This window comes from Verrucomicrobiota bacterium (assembly GCA_016871535.1).
Taxonomy (GTDB): domain Bacteria; phylum Verrucomicrobiota; class Verrucomicrobiia; order Limisphaerales; family SIBE01; genus VHCZ01.
Genome location: VHCZ01000005.1, coordinates 1 through 16,754, shown reverse-complemented (window position 1 = coordinate 16,754; position 16,754 = coordinate 1). Strand labels below are relative to the sequence as shown.

At 56.9% G+C, this 16,754-nt stretch carries 16 protein-coding genes; 2 read left to right on the top strand and 14 right to left on the bottom strand.

Features of this window, described 5'->3' with window-relative positions; translation table 11 throughout:
- Positions 1 to 7: 7 nt before the first annotated feature.
- The 14 genes from FJ398_01520 to FJ398_01455 form a co-directional block, all read right to left on the bottom strand.
- Positions 8 to 1,117, bottom strand: coding sequence for a flagellar basal body P-ring protein FlgI (locus FJ398_01520; protein MBM3836634.1), 1,110 nt, complete (start codon positions 1,115 to 1,117; stop codon positions 8 to 10).
- 5 nt (positions 1,118 to 1,122) lie between these two features.
- Positions 1,123 to 1,752, bottom strand: coding sequence for a flagellar basal body L-ring protein FlgH (locus tag FJ398_01515; GenBank protein ID MBM3836633.1), 630 nt, complete (start codon positions 1,750 to 1,752; stop codon positions 1,123 to 1,125).
- Positions 1,749 to 2,588 (bottom strand): flagellar basal body P-ring formation protein FlgA, encoded by an 840-nt coding sequence (gene flgA / locus FJ398_01510; protein ID MBM3836632.1) that lies wholly within the window; start codon positions 2,586 to 2,588, stop codon positions 1,749 to 1,751. The genes FJ398_01515 and flgA overlap by 4 nt, the downstream gene beginning before the upstream one ends.
- Positions 2,589 to 3,374, bottom strand: coding sequence for a flagellar basal-body rod protein FlgG (gene flgG / locus FJ398_01505; GenBank protein ID MBM3836631.1), 786 nt, complete (start codon positions 3,372 to 3,374; stop codon positions 2,589 to 2,591).
- Positions 3,375 to 3,389: 15 nt separating this feature from the next.
- Positions 3,390 to 4,148: a flagellar hook-basal body protein gene (locus tag FJ398_01500; protein MBM3836630.1), complete on the bottom strand. Its 759-nt coding sequence runs from the start codon at positions 4,146 to 4,148 to the stop codon at positions 3,390 to 3,392.
- Between the two features lie 247 nt (positions 4,149 to 4,395).
- Complete coding sequence (locus tag FJ398_01495; protein ID MBM3836629.1) at positions 4,396 to 4,809, bottom strand: flagellar protein FliT; 414 nt, start codon at positions 4,807 to 4,809, stop codon at positions 4,396 to 4,398.
- Positions 4,810 to 4,815: 6 nt separating this feature from the next.
- Entirely contained in the window at positions 4,816 to 5,265 is a 450-nt protein-coding gene (gene fliS, locus FJ398_01490) for a flagellar export chaperone FliS (protein MBM3836628.1), read from the bottom strand.
- A gap of 516 nt (positions 5,266 to 5,781) precedes the next feature.
- The gene (locus FJ398_01485) at positions 5,782 to 6,501 is read right to left on the bottom strand and encodes a hypothetical protein (GenBank protein ID MBM3836627.1); all 720 of its coding nucleotides are present in this window, start codon (positions 6,499 to 6,501) and stop codon (positions 5,782 to 5,784) included.
- Positions 6,502 to 6,540: 39 nt separating this feature from the next.
- Positions 6,541 to 8,277, bottom strand: a complete 1,737-nt coding sequence (locus tag FJ398_01480) for a hypothetical protein (protein MBM3836626.1) — start codon at positions 8,275 to 8,277, stop codon at positions 6,541 to 6,543.
- Positions 8,278 to 8,518: 241 nt separating this feature from the next.
- On the bottom strand, positions 8,519 to 9,985 hold the full coding sequence (locus FJ398_01475; GenBank protein ID MBM3836625.1) for a sigma-54-dependent Fis family transcriptional regulator: 1,467 nt from the start codon (positions 9,983 to 9,985) through the stop codon (positions 8,519 to 8,521).
- Positions 9,986 to 10,000: 15 nt separating this feature from the next.
- On the bottom strand, positions 10,001 to 10,438 hold the full coding sequence (locus FJ398_01470; protein MBM3836624.1) for a hypothetical protein: 438 nt from the start codon (positions 10,436 to 10,438) through the stop codon (positions 10,001 to 10,003).
- A 24-nt stretch (positions 10,439 to 10,462) separates the two neighbouring features.
- Positions 10,463 to 11,812, bottom strand: coding sequence for a hypothetical protein (locus tag FJ398_01465; GenBank protein ID MBM3836623.1), 1,350 nt, complete (start codon positions 11,810 to 11,812; stop codon positions 10,463 to 10,465).
- Positions 11,813 to 12,616: 804 nt separating this feature from the next.
- Entirely contained in the window at positions 12,617 to 14,017 is a 1,401-nt protein-coding gene (locus FJ398_01460; protein MBM3836622.1) for a TonB-dependent receptor, read from the bottom strand.
- Positions 14,018 to 14,260: 243 nt separating this feature from the next.
- Positions 14,261 to 15,124 (bottom strand): hypothetical protein, encoded by an 864-nt coding sequence (locus FJ398_01455; GenBank protein MBM3836621.1) that lies wholly within the window; start codon positions 15,122 to 15,124, stop codon positions 14,261 to 14,263.
- Positions 15,125 to 15,241: 117 nt separating this feature from the next.
- Between FJ398_01455 and FJ398_01450 the strand changes: the two genes are divergently transcribed.
- Positions 15,242 to 15,874 carry a ParA family protein gene (locus FJ398_01450; protein MBM3836620.1) on the top strand — a complete coding sequence of 211 codons (633 nt, stop codon included), beginning with the start codon at positions 15,242 to 15,244 and terminating at the stop codon, positions 15,872 to 15,874.
- Complete coding sequence (locus tag FJ398_01445; protein ID MBM3836619.1) at positions 15,871 to 16,617, top strand: hypothetical protein; 747 nt, start codon at positions 15,871 to 15,873, stop codon at positions 16,615 to 16,617. Before FJ398_01450 ends, FJ398_01445 begins: the two co-directional genes overlap by 4 nt.
- Positions 16,618 to 16,754 lie beyond the last annotated feature (137 nt).

Sequence of the window (16,754 nt, the reverse complement as noted above, 5' to 3'; positions counted from 1 at the left end):
TCACGAATTACTGGATCACCAATTCCGCCTGCAACGCGCCCGCGGCCTTCATCGCTTCAAAAATCGACATCATATCTCTGGGAGTCGCGCCCAACTCGTTCAAGGAAGCGGCGATTTTCTCGACGGTAGGCATTTCCGGGAAGGCTTTCATTTTGGCGGCTTGTTCGATCGCCTGCGTGTCGGTGCGCGGCGTGACCGCGGTCTGCCCCACCTGGGCGAAGGGACTCGGCTGGGAGACGTCCAGCGTCTCGGCGACTTTCACGATGATGTTGCCGTGGGAAACGGCGCAGCTCGAAATCTTTGTCCGGGCCGTGACGACGACCGTTCCGGTGCGCTCATTGATAATCACTCGAGCCGGCGTATCCGGGATCACGTCGATGGCCTGGACGCGGGCGATGAAATCCACTGGGACGATCTGAAACTGATAGGGGATTTTGACACGCACCGCCGCGCCGTTCATGGCGTGGCTGGAACTGGGAAATATGGCATTGATGGCCTCGGCCATGCGCGCGGCGGTTGTGAAATCGGGTTCCCGCAATACAAACTGAACTGCGTCGCCTTCCACCAGGGTCACCGTGATTTCCTTTTCAACCAGGGCGCCATTGGGGATTTTAGCGGTGGTGGGATGATTCTTCTGGACGGTTCCGCCGCCGGCACCGCCCTGGCCCAGGGCGAAACCGCCCACGGCGAGCTGGCCTTGGGCAACGGCATAGACTTCGCCATTTGCGCCCCACAGAGCTGTCTGAGCGAGAATGCCGCCTTGGAGTGATTTGGCATCACCCATGGCTGCGATCGTCACGTCGATTGTGTTGCCCGACTTGGCGTAGGGCGGGAGTTCGGCCGTTACCATGACGGCGGCGACGTTTTTGGAGGTCAGCGCGTCGGGAGGCAAAGTGATTCCAAACCGCCGCAGAGTATTCGCGAGCGACGCCTTTGTGTAAGCGGGATCTTTGTCACCATCATTGGCCAGGCCGTAAACCAAGCCGACGCCGCTCAGTTGATTGGGCCGCGCGCCATGAACGAAGGTCAAGTCCCGCACGCGCACGGTCACGGCATGAGAAGGAATGGCCGAGGCCGCGATCAAGGCCAGGAGAATGGCCGGGTAAAGGCGTTTCATAAAGGTTAGAACGGGGTCAGGACATCCCAGGCGCGGCTGAACCAGCCCTTCTTCTGCGCGTTGCTGATCGCGCCTGAATCCTCGAACCGGATCGAAACATCCGCCAGGTTGTAGCTGAAAACGGTGTTGTCGGAGTTGATGTCGTATTTCCGAACCGTGCCACGCAGGACGACGATCTGGGATTCCCCGGAAAAGGTGGTATGGCGAAGTCCCTCGACCATGAAGTTTCCATTGGGGAGCACGTCGATCACGCGCACGCCAAACCGATGCGTGATCGTTTCGGAATTGGCGATGGCGCCTTTGCCGTCAAATCCGCTCTTGGAAGTCATTCCCATCGCGGGAAGTTTTCCATTGTGAGTCATGAATTTGCTGGCGGCAGGGCTGAAAAGGAACGATTGAAGGCTCGCGTCCAGCGAAGAGGTCTTGTCGCTCTTAGTGCTGGTGTCTTTCTTGGTGGTATTGCTCTCCTGAACGATCACCGTGATGATGTCGCCCACGGCCCGGGCCGTTTTGTCTGAGACAAGCGAAAGCGCAGAATCTTTGGTCCAGATCGAGTCGGCGGACGCTGAACCCGCGAAACACAAAGCGCCCAGGGCAAACAGGACGCCGGAATAGATGCTGGTCTGTTTTCTCATTGGTCGCCTTTCCTCGAAACTTTGATGGTGTTCGAGTCGATCACTTTTCCTTGAATTTCCTTCTTAGTGCGGAGGTTGCGCGCTTTGACAAGCTGGCCGGGGGCGCCGTCCGACAACACGACCACCATGGTGCTCACGGACATCATGTCATCTTCGATCACGGCCTGGACATGGTCGTTTCGGAACATGACCGGACGCAGTTGAACTTGGCGTGCCAGCACGATCCCGCCGGCATTCACGCTTTCCGCCAGGTGCAGGTCGGAAAGATCGAACTTGTCTTGAGAAAAGGTCGCGTCGCGGAGATGGATTACATCCCGGCGTTCCTTTATCAGACCGGACTGATCGAGCGTGGTGCCTCGTTTCAAAGTCGCCGGAGCCACCCAGACCTCGCGAAAGAGACGCGCTTTGACGTTCGCGAAATAAGCGCCAAGAGATTTGTTGCCGCAGATCACCTCGAACTGGACGCCGAACTGTGAAGTCAGACTCGGTCGATATAGAATCTGGACATCGATGGATCCATTGGAAGTCGGAATGGGCTTCCACGGCGGGGCCACTCGCTGAACTTCTATTTCCAGTTCACCCAACTCCGGTTTGGGCTGGAGTCTGGCTGAAAGCAAAAAGAGAAGATCCTTTTCCGTGTATTTGTCATTTTGCCGGCGCAAGGAATCATCGACCCCACTCACGCTGTTGGTCACGACGGGAGGGACGATGCGAGCCAAAAACCGGGTTTCCGGCTGGGCCGGTGCCGCCGCGGTGGTCTGCGCCTGGACGGACCAGGCCGTCCAGGAGGCCACGGCGAGCGCTCCGAGATTCAGGGCCAGTTGAGCAGTCATCACTTAGCGACGGAGGTTGTTGCTCTGTTGCATCATTTCGTCCGCGGCCTGGATCGCTCTGGAGTTCACTTCATAAGCGCGCTGCGCCATGATGAGTTTGACCATTTCCTCGACGACCTTGACGTTCGACAATTCGAGGTACCCTTGCTGCAATTGACCGAAGCCGTTTTCGCCGGGATTCCCAGTTTCCGGGGGGCCGGAAGCCGGGCTCTCTTTGAACAAGTTTTTCCCCATCGCTTCCAGACCGGCCGGATTGGCAAATCGGGTCAAAGTCACGCGACCGGCCGGCGTCGTGCCAGTCGAATCCGTGAGGGAGATCTCACCGCTTAGAGCAATGGTGACTGCGGTGGTTGTGGCCGGGATCGGTGGGAAGCCGCCGATGACCTGCAACCCGTCACTGGTCACGATGGCGCCATTGGACGAGATTTTGAATGCGCCGTCCCGGGTGTAAGCCTGGCTGCCATCGGGCATTTGAACTTGAAAGAAACCGTCCCCGGAAACCGCGATATCGAGTTTCTCGCCCGTCTGAGTCAACTCGCCGGTGGTGAAGATTCGAGAGGTAGCCACCGCGCGCGAGCCGTGGCCGACTTGCATACCGGTCGGCAACTGGTTGCCCGCGCCTTGTTCGGAACCCGCCGTCCGCGTTGTCTGGTAGAGCAAATCTTGGAACTCGATCTTGCTCTTCTTGTAGCCGGTGGTGTTGACGTTCGCGAGGTTGTTCGCGATGACGTCCAGGTTCATTTGCTGCGACTCCATGCCGGTCGCGGAGGAGAAGAGTGCTCGAATCATAAGGCAGCGCTTGAATTACGTGGTCGTTGAGAGTTCCTGGACCGCCCGGCCCATGCGTTCGTCGTGCATCTGGATGACGCGTTGGTTGGCCTCATAATGGCGAAGCGCGAGCAACAAATTGCTGACTTCGGCCATCGGGAGGGTATTGGAAGCTTCCAGTTGCGATTGGTGGACGGTGGTCTCTGTGGCCGGGACGGGTGGAGGCGTGCCGGGTTTAGGCAAGTAATAGCCACTGCCGATTGGAGTGAGATGAGAGACGTCCGCAAACTCGTAGAGGCTAAGTTTGCCTCGGATGAGTCCGCCTTCGCTGACATCGCCCTCGGGGGAAACGGAAATGAATTCCTTGTTCCGCGGGTTGACAATGATCGGAACGCCCGCCTCCGAATCGAATTCGTATCCATCCTTGTTTCGGATTTCTCCCTGGAGGTTGACGCGGAACGTGCCGTCGCGCGTGTAGTAAAATCTTTCGCCGGGCAGACGCACTCTAAGGAATCCTTTGCCATCAAGCGCCAGATCCGCTGGGGAACCGGTGCCCTCGAGGGAACCTTGGTGGAAGTTTGTCGCGAACGCCGGCTTGGGCAGGACGGTCGGGTTGCGCTCCGCGGAAGCGGTGTCAGAGCCAGCGCCCAAAATCCCTGATACGACGGTGGAAAACGAGATTTCGCTCTTCTTGAACGCCGGAGTGGATCCCGCCGCCAGGTTCTCCGCGATCATCTGCTGCCACTTGATATTGCCGTCCAAGGCAGCAGCGGCTCCGTACAAACTGCTATTCATTCGGGGCCATCCGAGCAGACGGCATGCCACTGGATTGCGGCGCCCGATCCTGGCCTCTAGCGACGGTTTCCTGGCGCTTTAAGCTTTGGGGATTCTGCTGGATCGGCCGTCCTCGAATGGACCCGGCAAGATTGTGCCCTCAGGCGGTGAAAAAAATGCCATCCGAAATGGGGGAAGATGGGGGAAGTCTCCGCGATGTGAATATCTTGCAACGCGCGTGATTGGCCCCAGAAAAAGCTCAGTCTTATTACGAGTAAGCTTGCCAGAAGAACGACTTGCCGCTGCCGTAGGCTTTTTGGACGTGGCGGAGGCTTTGGATGGTCTTGTTGGAGCTTTTAAGCTCGCGATCAGCCTCCGCGATCCTCTCCGAAAGAATAGCCTCGTTGTTCCTTTCCAGGGCGAGCAACTCGGTTGCGACTTGCTTGAGGTGTTTTCTTTCCTGGCGCTTCCTCTCCTCCGGTATCAAGGGGCTTTGGGAAAACTGTTCCTCGAGTTTTTCGATGGATTGCTGGAGCGAAGCTTTCTTTGATTGGAGCTGCTCCAAGGCGCTCCAATCGTTCGCCCGGATTAGCTCATTCTCGGCGAGGGTGAGCTTTTTCCACTGCGCGAGCAGCGCGTGCAGTTCATGGCACAAGCCGCCAGGTTCCCGACTCGAATCCATGGAGCATTAGCCCGTCGCCGACCATTCGCCCACGCGTTCAGGTTGGGGGGCGGTTGCTGGTTGAGAGAGGTTTTGTTTGTCGATCATCTCCCGCCAGGCCTCCCGCAACACCTGGAGATGGCGGCTGACTTCTTCCAGCGGTTCGCGCTGTTTCTTCAGGTTGCCCTGCTGGAGGCGGCGGTCGAAATAATCGTAAAGGGCAGACATTTTCTCCGAGAACTCCGGACCTTTTTCGGGGTCCAGACACGCTTTGAGTTCCCGGATGATCGCCTGCGCCTTTTGCGTGTTTTGGTGGATGGAGAGGTTGAAGTCCAGCGGATCGGTATGTTTGAAGCCGTCCAGCGCGATGTGCAAGAATTTGATCGCCCCGTCGAAGAGCATCAGAACCAGTTGCGCAGGCGAAGCCGTGAAGACGGCATTGGCCTGGTAGGTTTGGTACTTGTTTGGCCGGTACATCTAAGAGATCAACCAACAGAAGTTCTCAGACTTTATGCTGACTTCCCTGGATCGGGAGCGACGTCAAGGGCCAGCATCGCGGAAAGCTTATCGATCGTTTCCAAGGGCGGGTATAACTCGGAATCCGCCGCCGCTTGAAGCCGTGACCGCTGGCTTTCAAACTCTTTTTCAACGGCGCTCTCGATTGCCGAAAAGTCGGGAAGCTGAGAAAACTCAGCCGAATCGTCCCCGGAAGTTCGTGTCACGCTTCCGCTCTTGTGGCTGGGCCCGGCATTGAGGGACCTCCCGATGCCCGTAGAACCACTCGCGCCATTCAAATTGATCTCACTCATGGCTGCCTCCCAAAGCGCAGGTTACACGCGAATCCAAGTTGACCCCGGCACGGGCCGTCCAGCCCTTTGAAGCGCGCATTTGCGCGTTGTAGCTTGAGGTCAATGGTTTCATGACAATCCGACATTATCTTTTATCATCTAAAATCGGCGGTTCCAACCAAAACTTTAGGCAAAACATCGACCATTACTTGGGCGGCGTGAGCGTTTCGATGGCCGCGCTGGCCGCGTATTTCGCGAAGTGCCGGGGCGAGTTGATCCACTCAAGCCCGCTCACTCGCGTCGGAAATGCCGCTCCGTGTTTGGTCCCGGCGAGCCGGGTGAATTCAGCCTGCGTCCGTTCGTTCTCGACGGCATAGCGCCGGGCGCTATTCCAAACGCGGGGCTCTCCCGCATCGAACACTTCGTCGATTTTCCAGATGGTCCGCCCATCTTCCGCGTTGACGAGCAGCATATGCCAGCCGATCGCTAAGGGCGGGTAGGGTCGATAATTGGATAATCGGCTGAAAAGGATCGCGTCGCACGCCGTCGCCTCGCGAATCCTCACCAGGAAATCCGCCGGCAGTTGGTCGTCCGAATTCCAGGCTGGTTTTCCCGTCAATTGTTCCAGCTTTTCCGGCGGAACCAGCGCGACTTCAAAGAGGCGCGCCTTGATCAGTTCACCATACAGAATGGTTTGCAAAGACTCGCGTCCCGCCCGGGCCGCCTGGTCTTCTTCCGATGAGGTCAATGGCAGCATCGCGACCCGCCTCACCCCTTCTGGGAGTTTGCGGTCTGTGAGGTGGTAATTGAAGGGACCGGTCAAGCCAGGGTGCAGGGGCGTCTGCGTGGCGCAGCCAGCGAGAAAGAAAAGGCCCGCGGCGAACGACCAATGCGTCCAGGCGCTTGATCGGGTTTGGGATTTCATCGTAGGTTTCATTCTTGAAGCAGGACAATTGGACTTAGCCTATTTGAACCGTTGCGCGAGGAACTGCATCTGCTGGTTAATCTGGGATTGGGCTTTTTCCATCGCCAGGAAGCCAGCGATCATGCGCTGACGATAGGACTGGACCTGCTTTTCCATTTCAGCAATTTGCGTGTCGATCTGGGTCGATCGTTTGGCGTAGGTATCCCGGTGCGCGACCAGCGAACCATCCACTCCGCTGACGGTTTCCAGATAGCTTTTGACGCGAGTGCCGATGCCATCGGTGGTGTCCGAAAACATCGTCTTGATGTCGCTTCTGCTTTCGCCCAGCGCCTTGTCCAGCGCGGCTGAATCCGAAAGCGAGATCTTGTTGGAATTGCCGTCGCTCTTGAAGCCGATTGACTCCAGGCGCTTGATCGTGCCGGAGAGCGCGCTGACATCCCCGACCATTTTGGCGCGCAGCTTACTGGCGACTTCCACCACCGTTGGATCCGCCGCCAGGATTCCGGCTGTGACCTTGCCTTCCGAGTCCGTGGAACTGGCGGTCTGAGTGTCGATGACGGATTGGACCTTGTTGTACTGATCCACAAAGTCCGTCAACCCCTTCTTGATCGCGCTGTTGTCTTTCCCCACGGAGATCGTGACAGAAGAATCCGCGCCGCTTGATTCGGATTTTTTCAAGGCCGTTACGGACAGCCCTGTGATCCCGTGGCCAACCTCGGTCACCGTATTGCTCAGGCTTTCGAGTTCTGCGCCGCCATTGACGGTGAACTTCGCGTTGAGTCCCGCCGTGGTCGAGCCGGTCGATAACCGGGTTGCTGCCAGGAAATTGCCGGTCTCGTCCTCGAGCGCGATGCCGATATCTCCGGTGGTCTTATTCGTCAGCGTGAACTGGTCGTTCGCAGAATCATATCCCGCCGTGACGCGGGCGGCGGAATCGGAGATTTTCTGAAGGATTTGCCCGATGGTATCCGTTGCCGAATAGCTGATTGAAACTCCGTTGATCTTGAAGCTGCCTGAAGTCTGAGTGAGCGCGGTGGAAAAATTGACCGTCTCAATGGCGCTGCCGAGATTTACGCCTCCAATTCCCGTGCTGCTGACGATGGTGCTGGAACCGCCTTGCGCGTTGCTCAGGCGCGCCGCCTGGAGGAAGTTACTCGTGTCGCTCGACGCGCCCAGAGTGATATTGCTCCCGCTCGTTAACGTGATCTTGTCCGTGGCGGAGTCGTAGGTTGCGGTGACTCCGGCTCCTGAGTTGTTGATTTTGTAAATGATGGTGTCTGCGTCGGTCGAACCATCTGTTCCGAGCTTGGTGTTGGCATCGACTGTGATTTGCTTCCCGTTGATCGTGAAGGCGCCGGTGGTGACGGACACGGCGAATCCAGCGCTCCCGGAACTGCTGAACGCTGCGCTCGTATCGACGGCCCCTCCGGCGTTGGTGGTTCCCTTCCGGATTGCAGCGGTCGCCAGTTGATTGAAGACGAATGTGTAGCTGCCGATTGGAGTCGAAGTCGTGGCGCTGGCTGTCGCATACTTATCGTTTGTCGATGCGGCAGTTCCGGCACCGGTAAAAAAGTCCGCCTTGGTCAGCGCTTCCGCCTTTGATTTGAGGTTCTCGATCTCACCGACGAGCGTTGAAATGGCGTCTTTCCTCTGGTTAAGAGTAGCTTGCTCGTTCCGCAAGCGCCGTTGTGGCGCCCGCTCAAGGTTGGTCAATTGATCGACAACGGGTTTCCAGTCGAATCCCGATGCCAGACCGGATAGTGAAAGATCTGCCATGCTTTACAGTGACGTCACAACTTTGACAGCAAATGTGTGAGGCGGAGCAAATTGTAAGCCAGAAAGGCGGGAGAGGGGGAGGACACCTGGATACACACGATCCTTTGGAGAGTCCGGGGGCAGGGGAGTAGAGGAGTATTGGAGTAACGGAGAAAAGGAGGGAAGTGGAGGTTGCCAAGCCTGAACCCAATACTCCATTACTCTCCAGCGCCCAATTTATCCCCGTTTTCGGTCCGTTTGACTAACGTTCCGCTTGGAATGACGGACCGTCCGTTGGTGCAGCTTCTCGGCCTGGAGGTCTGGTGCGGGCGGATGGCTCGGGTGACGCCAGCTTGTATTCGTTGAGCTTGTTTCGGAGGGTCCGGATATTGATGTCGAGGAGCTTTGCTGCTTGAGTGCGGTTCTGCTGGCAAAGATCCAGCGCATTCAGAATGTGCTTCTTTTCGATCTCGTAAAGCGACAGAAAGGGCTGATCCTCCTGGGCAATCTCGGCTGGCCGCCCGTTGGATGCCTCGCGAACCTCTTGATGCTTGGCGGCGCCCGAGTCCAGGTTCAAATGCTCGGAGCCGATGCAGCTTTCGGGTTCGCAGAGAATCACGGCGCGCTCAATTACGTTCTGCAGTTCCCGGACGTTGCCCGGCCATTTGTGGCCCAGCAGGATTTGATGAGCCCCAGGGGTTAATCCCCGCACGTTGACCCCGTGTTTGCGCACAAAGCGGTGCGCAAAATTCTCCGCGAGGAAAAGGACGTCTTCGGGTCGCTCACGCAAAGAGGCGACATGAATCGGCACGACGTTCAGGCGGAAATAAAGGTCCTGCCTGAACTCGCCTTTCTCAACGCTTTCCTCCAGCTTTCGATTAGTGGTAGCAAGCACGCGGACGTCCACCTTGATCGTGCGGGTTCCGCCGACGCGCTCGAATTCTCTTTCCTGAAGGACGCGAAGCAGTTTCGCCTGCATCGCGAGCGAAATCTCGCTGATCTCATCCAGCAGGATCGTGCCACCGTGCGCGAGTTCAAATCGGCCTTCCCTCTTGTTGAGCGCGCCTGTGAACGCGCCCTTCTCATGCCCAAAGAGTTCGCTTTCAACCAGGTTTTCCGGCAACGCGGCGCAATTCACCTTGATGAACGGCGCCCCTGACCGAGGGCTGAGCCGGTGCAAGGCTCTGGCGACCAGCTCCTTTCCCGTTCCACTCTCCCCTTGGATGAGGACCGTCGCCTGAGTCTGGGCGATCTTTCTGATGAGTTGCCGGAGTTGATCCATGGCTTTGCTCTTGCCCAGCAACTCATTCTGACTTTCCTGGTCCTCGTTGAGGCTGAAGTACTGGTTAACCTTGAGGATGTGGGTGAATTTCTCGGCCTTCTTGAGCGCAACATCAATCTGGTCGTTCGAGAACGGCTTGATCAAGTAGTCGAACGCGCCGCATCGCATACATTCGACCGCAGATTCCACGGAACCAAATCCGGTCATTATGACGATCAGCGGTTTGCTCGGACGGAGATTGAGTTCCTTCAAAAACTCCGTCCCGTCCCCATCCGGCAAACGGAGATCCAGGAACATCAAATCGAAATTGTCCCTGGCAAGATAGCTTTGCGCGTCCTCAATCGTCTCGACGGCAGCGACATCAATCCGCCGACCCCGCAGGTAATGCGCGAGATTCTTCCGAAGAAACTCCTCGTCTTCCACCAGGATGACTTTCTCGATAGGCATCGGATACAGTCTCTGTCAAGAAGCTCTCTTGCCCGTGTAAAGCCGGGCCACGAAATGCGGGTTTTGTCGGTTCGCCGAAGGGAGGCGATTGGGCGGGACCATCTGGTGCCGCAGGAGTAGTTGTTCATTCTCCCGATCCAGCACGATGGTCTTCATTATCAGGTCGAGGGTTTGCCGGATCAGGTGGCCGACCTCAGGCCGTTTGGCGCGAGCCCCTGGCGGGACGCGCAACCAGGAGGTCTTGTGAATCGACAGCCGCATCTGGGCGTCACTCAACCGCTCCAGAATGTCTTTTCGGGTCTGCTGAAACTGGTGGATTCCTTGAGGTTCCTTGGAATTGAGATACTGATTCTCGCGCCGAACGACCGAATGAATCTCCTCGCAGATCCTGAAGTAATGCCGCAATTCATCTACGAAAGTCTCTAAAGGCTCGGTCGTCGCTGCCTGACTCATGGTCGTTCCGGTTGAACTCAACCGTCAGTTTTGTTTCTGAGCGACTTTCGTCTCTGCCGTCGCGCGCGGCACTGCTCCAAGCGACAGCCCCCAAGAGAGGATTTCGATGCGAACGCGCGCCATGCTCACCAGAAACTGAAGGTTCTCGGAGAGTTGGGCGGGGTCTTTCTGGGCGAGCGCCACGATTTCGCTATAGGCTTTCAGGGCTTCCGCAGGCTGCTCAAGTTTCTCACAGCAAAGTCCCACCTGGTAGTAGAGCGGAAGCTGCCAGCTTGGCGAAGTATCCAGACCGACCAACCCCCGATACACCTGGACGGCATTGGGGAAATCTCCTTCGAGGTAGAGCTGGTTCCCAATTTCGTTTCCAGCCTTCATTTTCCAGCCCTTCCACTTGCTGGCCAAGTTCTCCGGAGCAACTTCGACGGCTTCCAAGAGTCGCATCAGTTCGCGCAAGGCCTCCTGCTTTTGACCGGAAATCTGGTAGGCCGAGGCAAGGAGATAGCGAACTTCTGCTTGATACTCAGAGGCACCGTACTGTTCCAAGAAATCCAATCCCTGCTTGATAGTGGCGTTGTGGTCTTTGGCATCTGCCAGGGCTCGAATGAGCTTGGTCTTGATGACAACGCGATTCAGTTCATCGCTTTGATCCTGGAGCAAGACTTCGTAAAACTTCGCTGCCTCCTTGTATTTGCCTTGTGAGTAAGTGGTATCGGCAATCTCCGACTTCGCAGTGAGCGTCACACGTTGACTATAGAGAAGGTCTTCGACGGGCAGCCGCGTCGCTGCGGTTCCAACCAGATAGAATTTCGAGATGGCCAGGTCACTGGCGCCCATCTTGCGCAGAATGTATCCTTGGCGAAGCAGAACCTCCGGGACAATCGTGTCGGTCGGGAAGATTTCGATATATTCGGCAAGCAGTTGCAGCGCGTTCTCGTAATCGACTTTCGCCTCGGCGATTTCTGCCAGTTGCAGCCGGGCCAAACGCTTGATATCGATCTTGATATCCTTGCTGGCGCCGCTGTTCAGGATTTCCCGAAGCATCTTTGTGACTTCGAACAACTCATTCGATTCGCCCCGCAATTCCCGAACGCGCTGGAGTTTCTCCACAGCCTCCGCGCTTTGCCTCAATTGATACTCTGGCATCGCTTTGAAAGAGAGATTGTCGTTCGTGCTCTTTCCGATGGTGAGATCGCTCGGCAATTCCAGTGGCTTTGCAGGTTTGGTGGCTGGAGGAGCATGCGCAGAGGGAGGCGTGGCCGCGGGTTCGCTGTGGCCTGAGGCGGAGTGTTCGGCAGAATTCAGTTGCCAGGCAAACGACAGGATTCCACAGGCCACGCACCAAAGATACCTGAGGTCAGTTTTCGCTGTGTTCATGGGTGGTTCCCAGGTCTTACTTAACCTCGTAACTCGCAGAGCTTGAAGGTTTATCCTCTCGGACGGGCACCCGGAAGCTCACTGCGTTGGTCAGAACCAATTCCACCTCATTCGGCTTCCCGGTTGAAAAGAATCGGACGAGCATTTGGGGACTCACTGACCCCAAATCTACCGGCGCCGCAGGAATCTGGCCCTGGATACGATTCGTGGAGAAATTACTGATGAGCGAAGTCACTGATGGACCTACCACGGTCGGGGGTGGCGCTGATGGTGCCCCTTTCCCAAGGGGCAAATCCGTCGTCGGAGGGGCAAAGTCGGAGCTAAACACAGGCTGCGGGTCGTACGTGATCGGCAATGGTGGCAAGTACGCAACGGGCGGCTTGGGCGGCGGGGCAAACCTCAATCCGGACGGTGCGGCCTTGCTCAGGTAGCCTTGGTTTGAGGTTGGCTTAGGACTGGCGGGAGCAGGCGAGGCCGGTGATTTCTTAGATGCCTGAGTCTTGCTTGCCTGAGAATAGACTTGGCAACGGCTGGAGACGAGAATGAATGCCGCCACGACGACGGTGATCGAAAGCTTTGGAATCCAGGTCGCGGGTGATGTGAAAGTCTTTTGGCTCATAGCACAGTGTCGCAGCCCAAAGAGGGCCTTAGACTCGTTAGCACTTGCAACGCGCATGCGCGCGGCACAAGGAATTACGTGCGCCGGACAAAAAATACCCAGGCACCTGGGTGTTTTGCCACGGTGCCTGTCATTTTTTTCCGGCTAAAAGTGTCGCGTGCGCTAAAAGCACTGTCAATGCCAAATCAGCCCTTGTATCCGAGAAGCTTGCGCTCCTTGATCGTCTTCGCAACCTGCGGGGGAACCATTTCTTCCCAGGCGGCATCGCCAGACCGAATCTTGGCCAGCGCGTCCCGGGAGAAATAGGAGAGGTAACTTTCTTCGTAGTCGCGCAACCCCAGGATGTACTGGTTTTCGATAAGATAGGCGTAAAGATGCCTTAAGTGCGAAGCCACGCGCAGATTCCCTGCGGTCAGCACGCTCCCGGAAGTCGGATCCTTGTAAGGATAGACATAGAGCCGCAGTCCGTTTCGAAAGAGCCGGCCAAAGGATTCGAGGATGCCCCCATCCAGATCCGTGTAATATTTCTCTTCAAAAAGCTCCCGCAGCGTGGGAACTCCCAACGCCACTCCAATCAACTGCTTCGTGTTACGGAAGAAGTAAGTCGCCAGCCGATGATACTCCAGATAGTTCGATATCAAGACGGTTTTGCCGACCGAGCTCAGGATATCCACTCGATCGAGGAAATCTTTGTAGTCGATGACCCCGCCATCAGTGAGGTTTTTCAGCGTCATTTCCAGGAGCACGACCACTTGGTCTCCCTGGATTTGCGGCTCTTGAACAAGCTGGGCGAGCGAGCATTGAAGCATGTGCAGCGTGGTTTTAGTGACCGGGCGAAAACTGCCGCGCTCGACCAAGATCGGTTTTTTGTAAAGGACCTCAGCCGCCTGCACAACTTCGCCGTCGGCGTTGAACATCGCCGCCAGCGCCAACCCCTTTTGGACCAATTGCAGGCTCATCAAACGGTTATCGACTTTCTCGAAAGCCGGCCCGGAGAACTTGATCATGTCCACCTCGACGCGCTCAGGTGTCAATCCGTCCATTAGCGACGAGATCAATTCTTCCGGATCTTGATGCAGGAATATCGCCCCATAAATCAGATTGACCCCCATAGTGCCGAGCGTTTCCTGCTGCTGGACGTTTTCCTTGTCCAGCATCCGCACGTGGATGATGATGTCCGACGGAGGTCCACCGGGCTGAACTTGCATGCGGATTCCCATCCAGCCTTGGCCTTCGTCCGGCCGTGTAAAGCTGCGTGCAGTCACGGTGTCGGCAAACACAAAAAACTTGGTATTGCTGCCTCGCTTCTCCTTCAAACGCTCGTAAAGCAACTCGTACTCGTGCTCCAGCATCTTTTGCAGCCGCTCACGGCTCACGTACCGTTTGCTCGGCCCATAGATGGCGTCGCTGATAGTCATGTCGTATGCGGACATGGTTTTCGCGATGGTGCCGGCAGCTCCGCCGACGCGGAAGAACCACCGCGCCACTTCCTGTCCAGCCCCGATTTCAGCAAAAACTCCGTACTTGGTTGGGTCCAAATTGACGCGCAACGCTTTCTGGTGGGTATCTAGTCGATCACTTTTCATATGAGTTGGTGTGCTGGAGGAGCCGCGCGCGAGCTTCGAACGGATTCGTGTGAATTGCAGGCGGGAGTGACGGCTTCACGTGTCTCGGATTACAACTGGACAACGCTGATATTGGGCGGAACTTCGCGACTCTGGGTTTATTGACTGTGTCTCTACGCGGAGATTACTTGCCGCAACCAGGGATTAAATCAAGTGCAAAGAACCTGGGGCGAAATACGGGGCCAACAGGGCTGGCCAAGGCGTCTATTCTCCCGGCTTCTTTTTCTGCAGCCGACCCAGAGTGCGCTTCAGAAAATTGTCGATCTCAACTTGTTGCTTTGGGGAAAAGCCCTGGAACGTTTCATCGTCGCGAAGATGCTCTGGCGGCCTTTCCTGCGGCGTGACATTGCGGGTTTCTTCCGGTTCCGGCGCGTCTGCGGGCGCGTCAGCAACTTCCTTCTCAAATGGCGGCGGGGAAGCCTCAGGTTGATCGGCAACCGCGGGCACATTCGCCGGAGGAAAGACAATGTTCGCGGGCGGGGCGGTGACGGGCGCGCCATTGCTCTGCCGCCAGCGGCCTGATTCCAGGTTGGCCAGCTTGTTGTGCAGCACGATCAACTCGCGCGTTTCCCGATAATGCTGTTCCTCGATCTTTTGTTTGAAATCCTGGAGTTTCTCCGAAATCGGCTGGAGCAGCAGGTTGAGGTTGGTCTTGTTGAGATCGCTCAAAGTCTGCGACTTTTCCTCGAGAACTTGCTGAACGACGTTTTTGAACTCCTGGCTGAGCCGGTTTTGAAACTGGGAAAGGTCCGTCTTCTGGTGTTCGAGCTTTTGCTCGAGGTGACTTCGGCTGGCGCGCTCCCTGGAAAGCTCCGCGTGCAAGGAGATATTGAATTGCCGCTCTTGCGCCAACTCACCCTGAAGCGTCTGGCGCTGGTCGTCAAGAATTCGGTTTCGCTCGGCAAACTTGGCGAGTTCGATCTGGATCGCATTCTGGTTTGCCTCCAGGGCGCGTTTTTCCTCTTCCGCAAGCCGCAGGAGCGAAGCTTGCCGGCCCCGATGAGCCAGCCAGCCGGTCCCGAAACCCACGCCGAGTCCCAAAAGCAAACAGAGTATATCAACACCCATAGGGCAACCGGGAGATGGCCGTCGAGGGCACGGCTGTTTCGCGCAAAGCCGGTTCGAGCGTGGCCGTGGAGGATAGCGGAGTCATAAATGAAGCCGGCTCAGTGAGTCGGCAAGTTTGTGTTGGATTATTTACCAGAGTTTGGTAGTTCATCAAGGGTTGTTATGCCGTTGAAGATAACATTTTTGAACCAGAAGGGAGGGGTTGGGAAATCCACCTCGACCGTTCTGATCGGCGCCGCTCTGAGCGCTGCGGGATACCAGGTGGCCTTTGAAGATACCGACAGCCAGGGCTCCCTCACGATGTGGACAAATAAGATCGGCAAGCTGCCGATGATTCATGAATGCCCCACGGCGGAGGTGATTATCTGCGACACTCCGGGGCGGATCGATCTGAACCAGGAGGAGCACGAGGGCTTCTTTCGGACCATCATTCAATCCAGCGATCGCTTGGTCATTGTTTCGGAAAAGAGCCTGTTTAGCACTCAGGCGTCGATCCCCATGATTGAACTGGTCAAAAAGTACATGCGGCCCGAAGCCAAAGCCATGATCCTCTTCAACAAAGTCCGGAACCGCACCTTGGTAGGGCGCCAGGATGAGCTGGAGATGGCGCAAGATCTCGGTTTGCCAGTCCTGAAGAACTCTCTACCCCTGGCGGCGTCGTATGAGAACGTGCAGATCGAGGGGTTTACCGCCGTCTTAGGAAAGAATCGGGAGAAAATATTTTCGCTGGCGCTCGAAATCCTTAAATGAGCAGCAAAGCCTCCAGCTCTCTCAAAGAACTCAAAGGATTACGAGAGGCTGTCCTCGCCGAGGAGAAGGCCCGGACCCAGGCGTTGCTGCAAAACCTCCCCGAGCCGCCGTCCATGTTCCGAACTCCGGAGCCTGTGCCTGAGCCCGTTGCTGATCCAGCCGTCGAGCAGATCGAAGAGAACGAACCGGCGCTCGCCGAACCTTTGCCACCGCCTCCCCAGGCCCCGCCGCCCAGCCCGAAACCTCCGGCTCCGCGACCGTCGCCGCCCCCTGTCAATCGCGCCACAGCCAACAAGGAGCCGGCTCTTATCATCCCGTTGACTCCTCGAATTCAGGAGCGCTTGACGCGGCACGTTGACGGCGCCCGCTGGGGGCCGGCCGAACTTGTTATGGAGGTTCTCCGCGTCGCTCTCCATCACGGGTATCCCGAGGTGCAATGCGGCGATGAACTCATCGCCAAGCTGGGAACATATCGCACGTACGAGCGCAATCCGCTGGAAGCCGTGCTTAGAATCGTCAGCGGCCAGGGTGTGTTCAACATCACGGTTAGACCGCAGAATCCCGATTACCAGCATTGGCTGTCCTATTTTGTGGAACAGAAAGCACCCAACGCCGAGCAATCCGCGCAACAGGTTTGCCTTTTTTCTCTTCAGTCGTACCTGGAGAGCGTGGAGGATTTCAAACCACAAGACTGGGTCAAAAGCATCTCGCCGGATTCCTTCTCCGTGGCCCTCTCGCCTTGATTCGCATCAAAACAAAAAAGGCGGCGCCCGAAGGCGCCGCCCTTGTTTTTTGGGCCGGTTGATCCGGTCCGAGAGGAGGATTAACCCAACAATCTCAGCGCCGATTGCGGGAGCAGGTTCGCCTGCGCCAACATCGC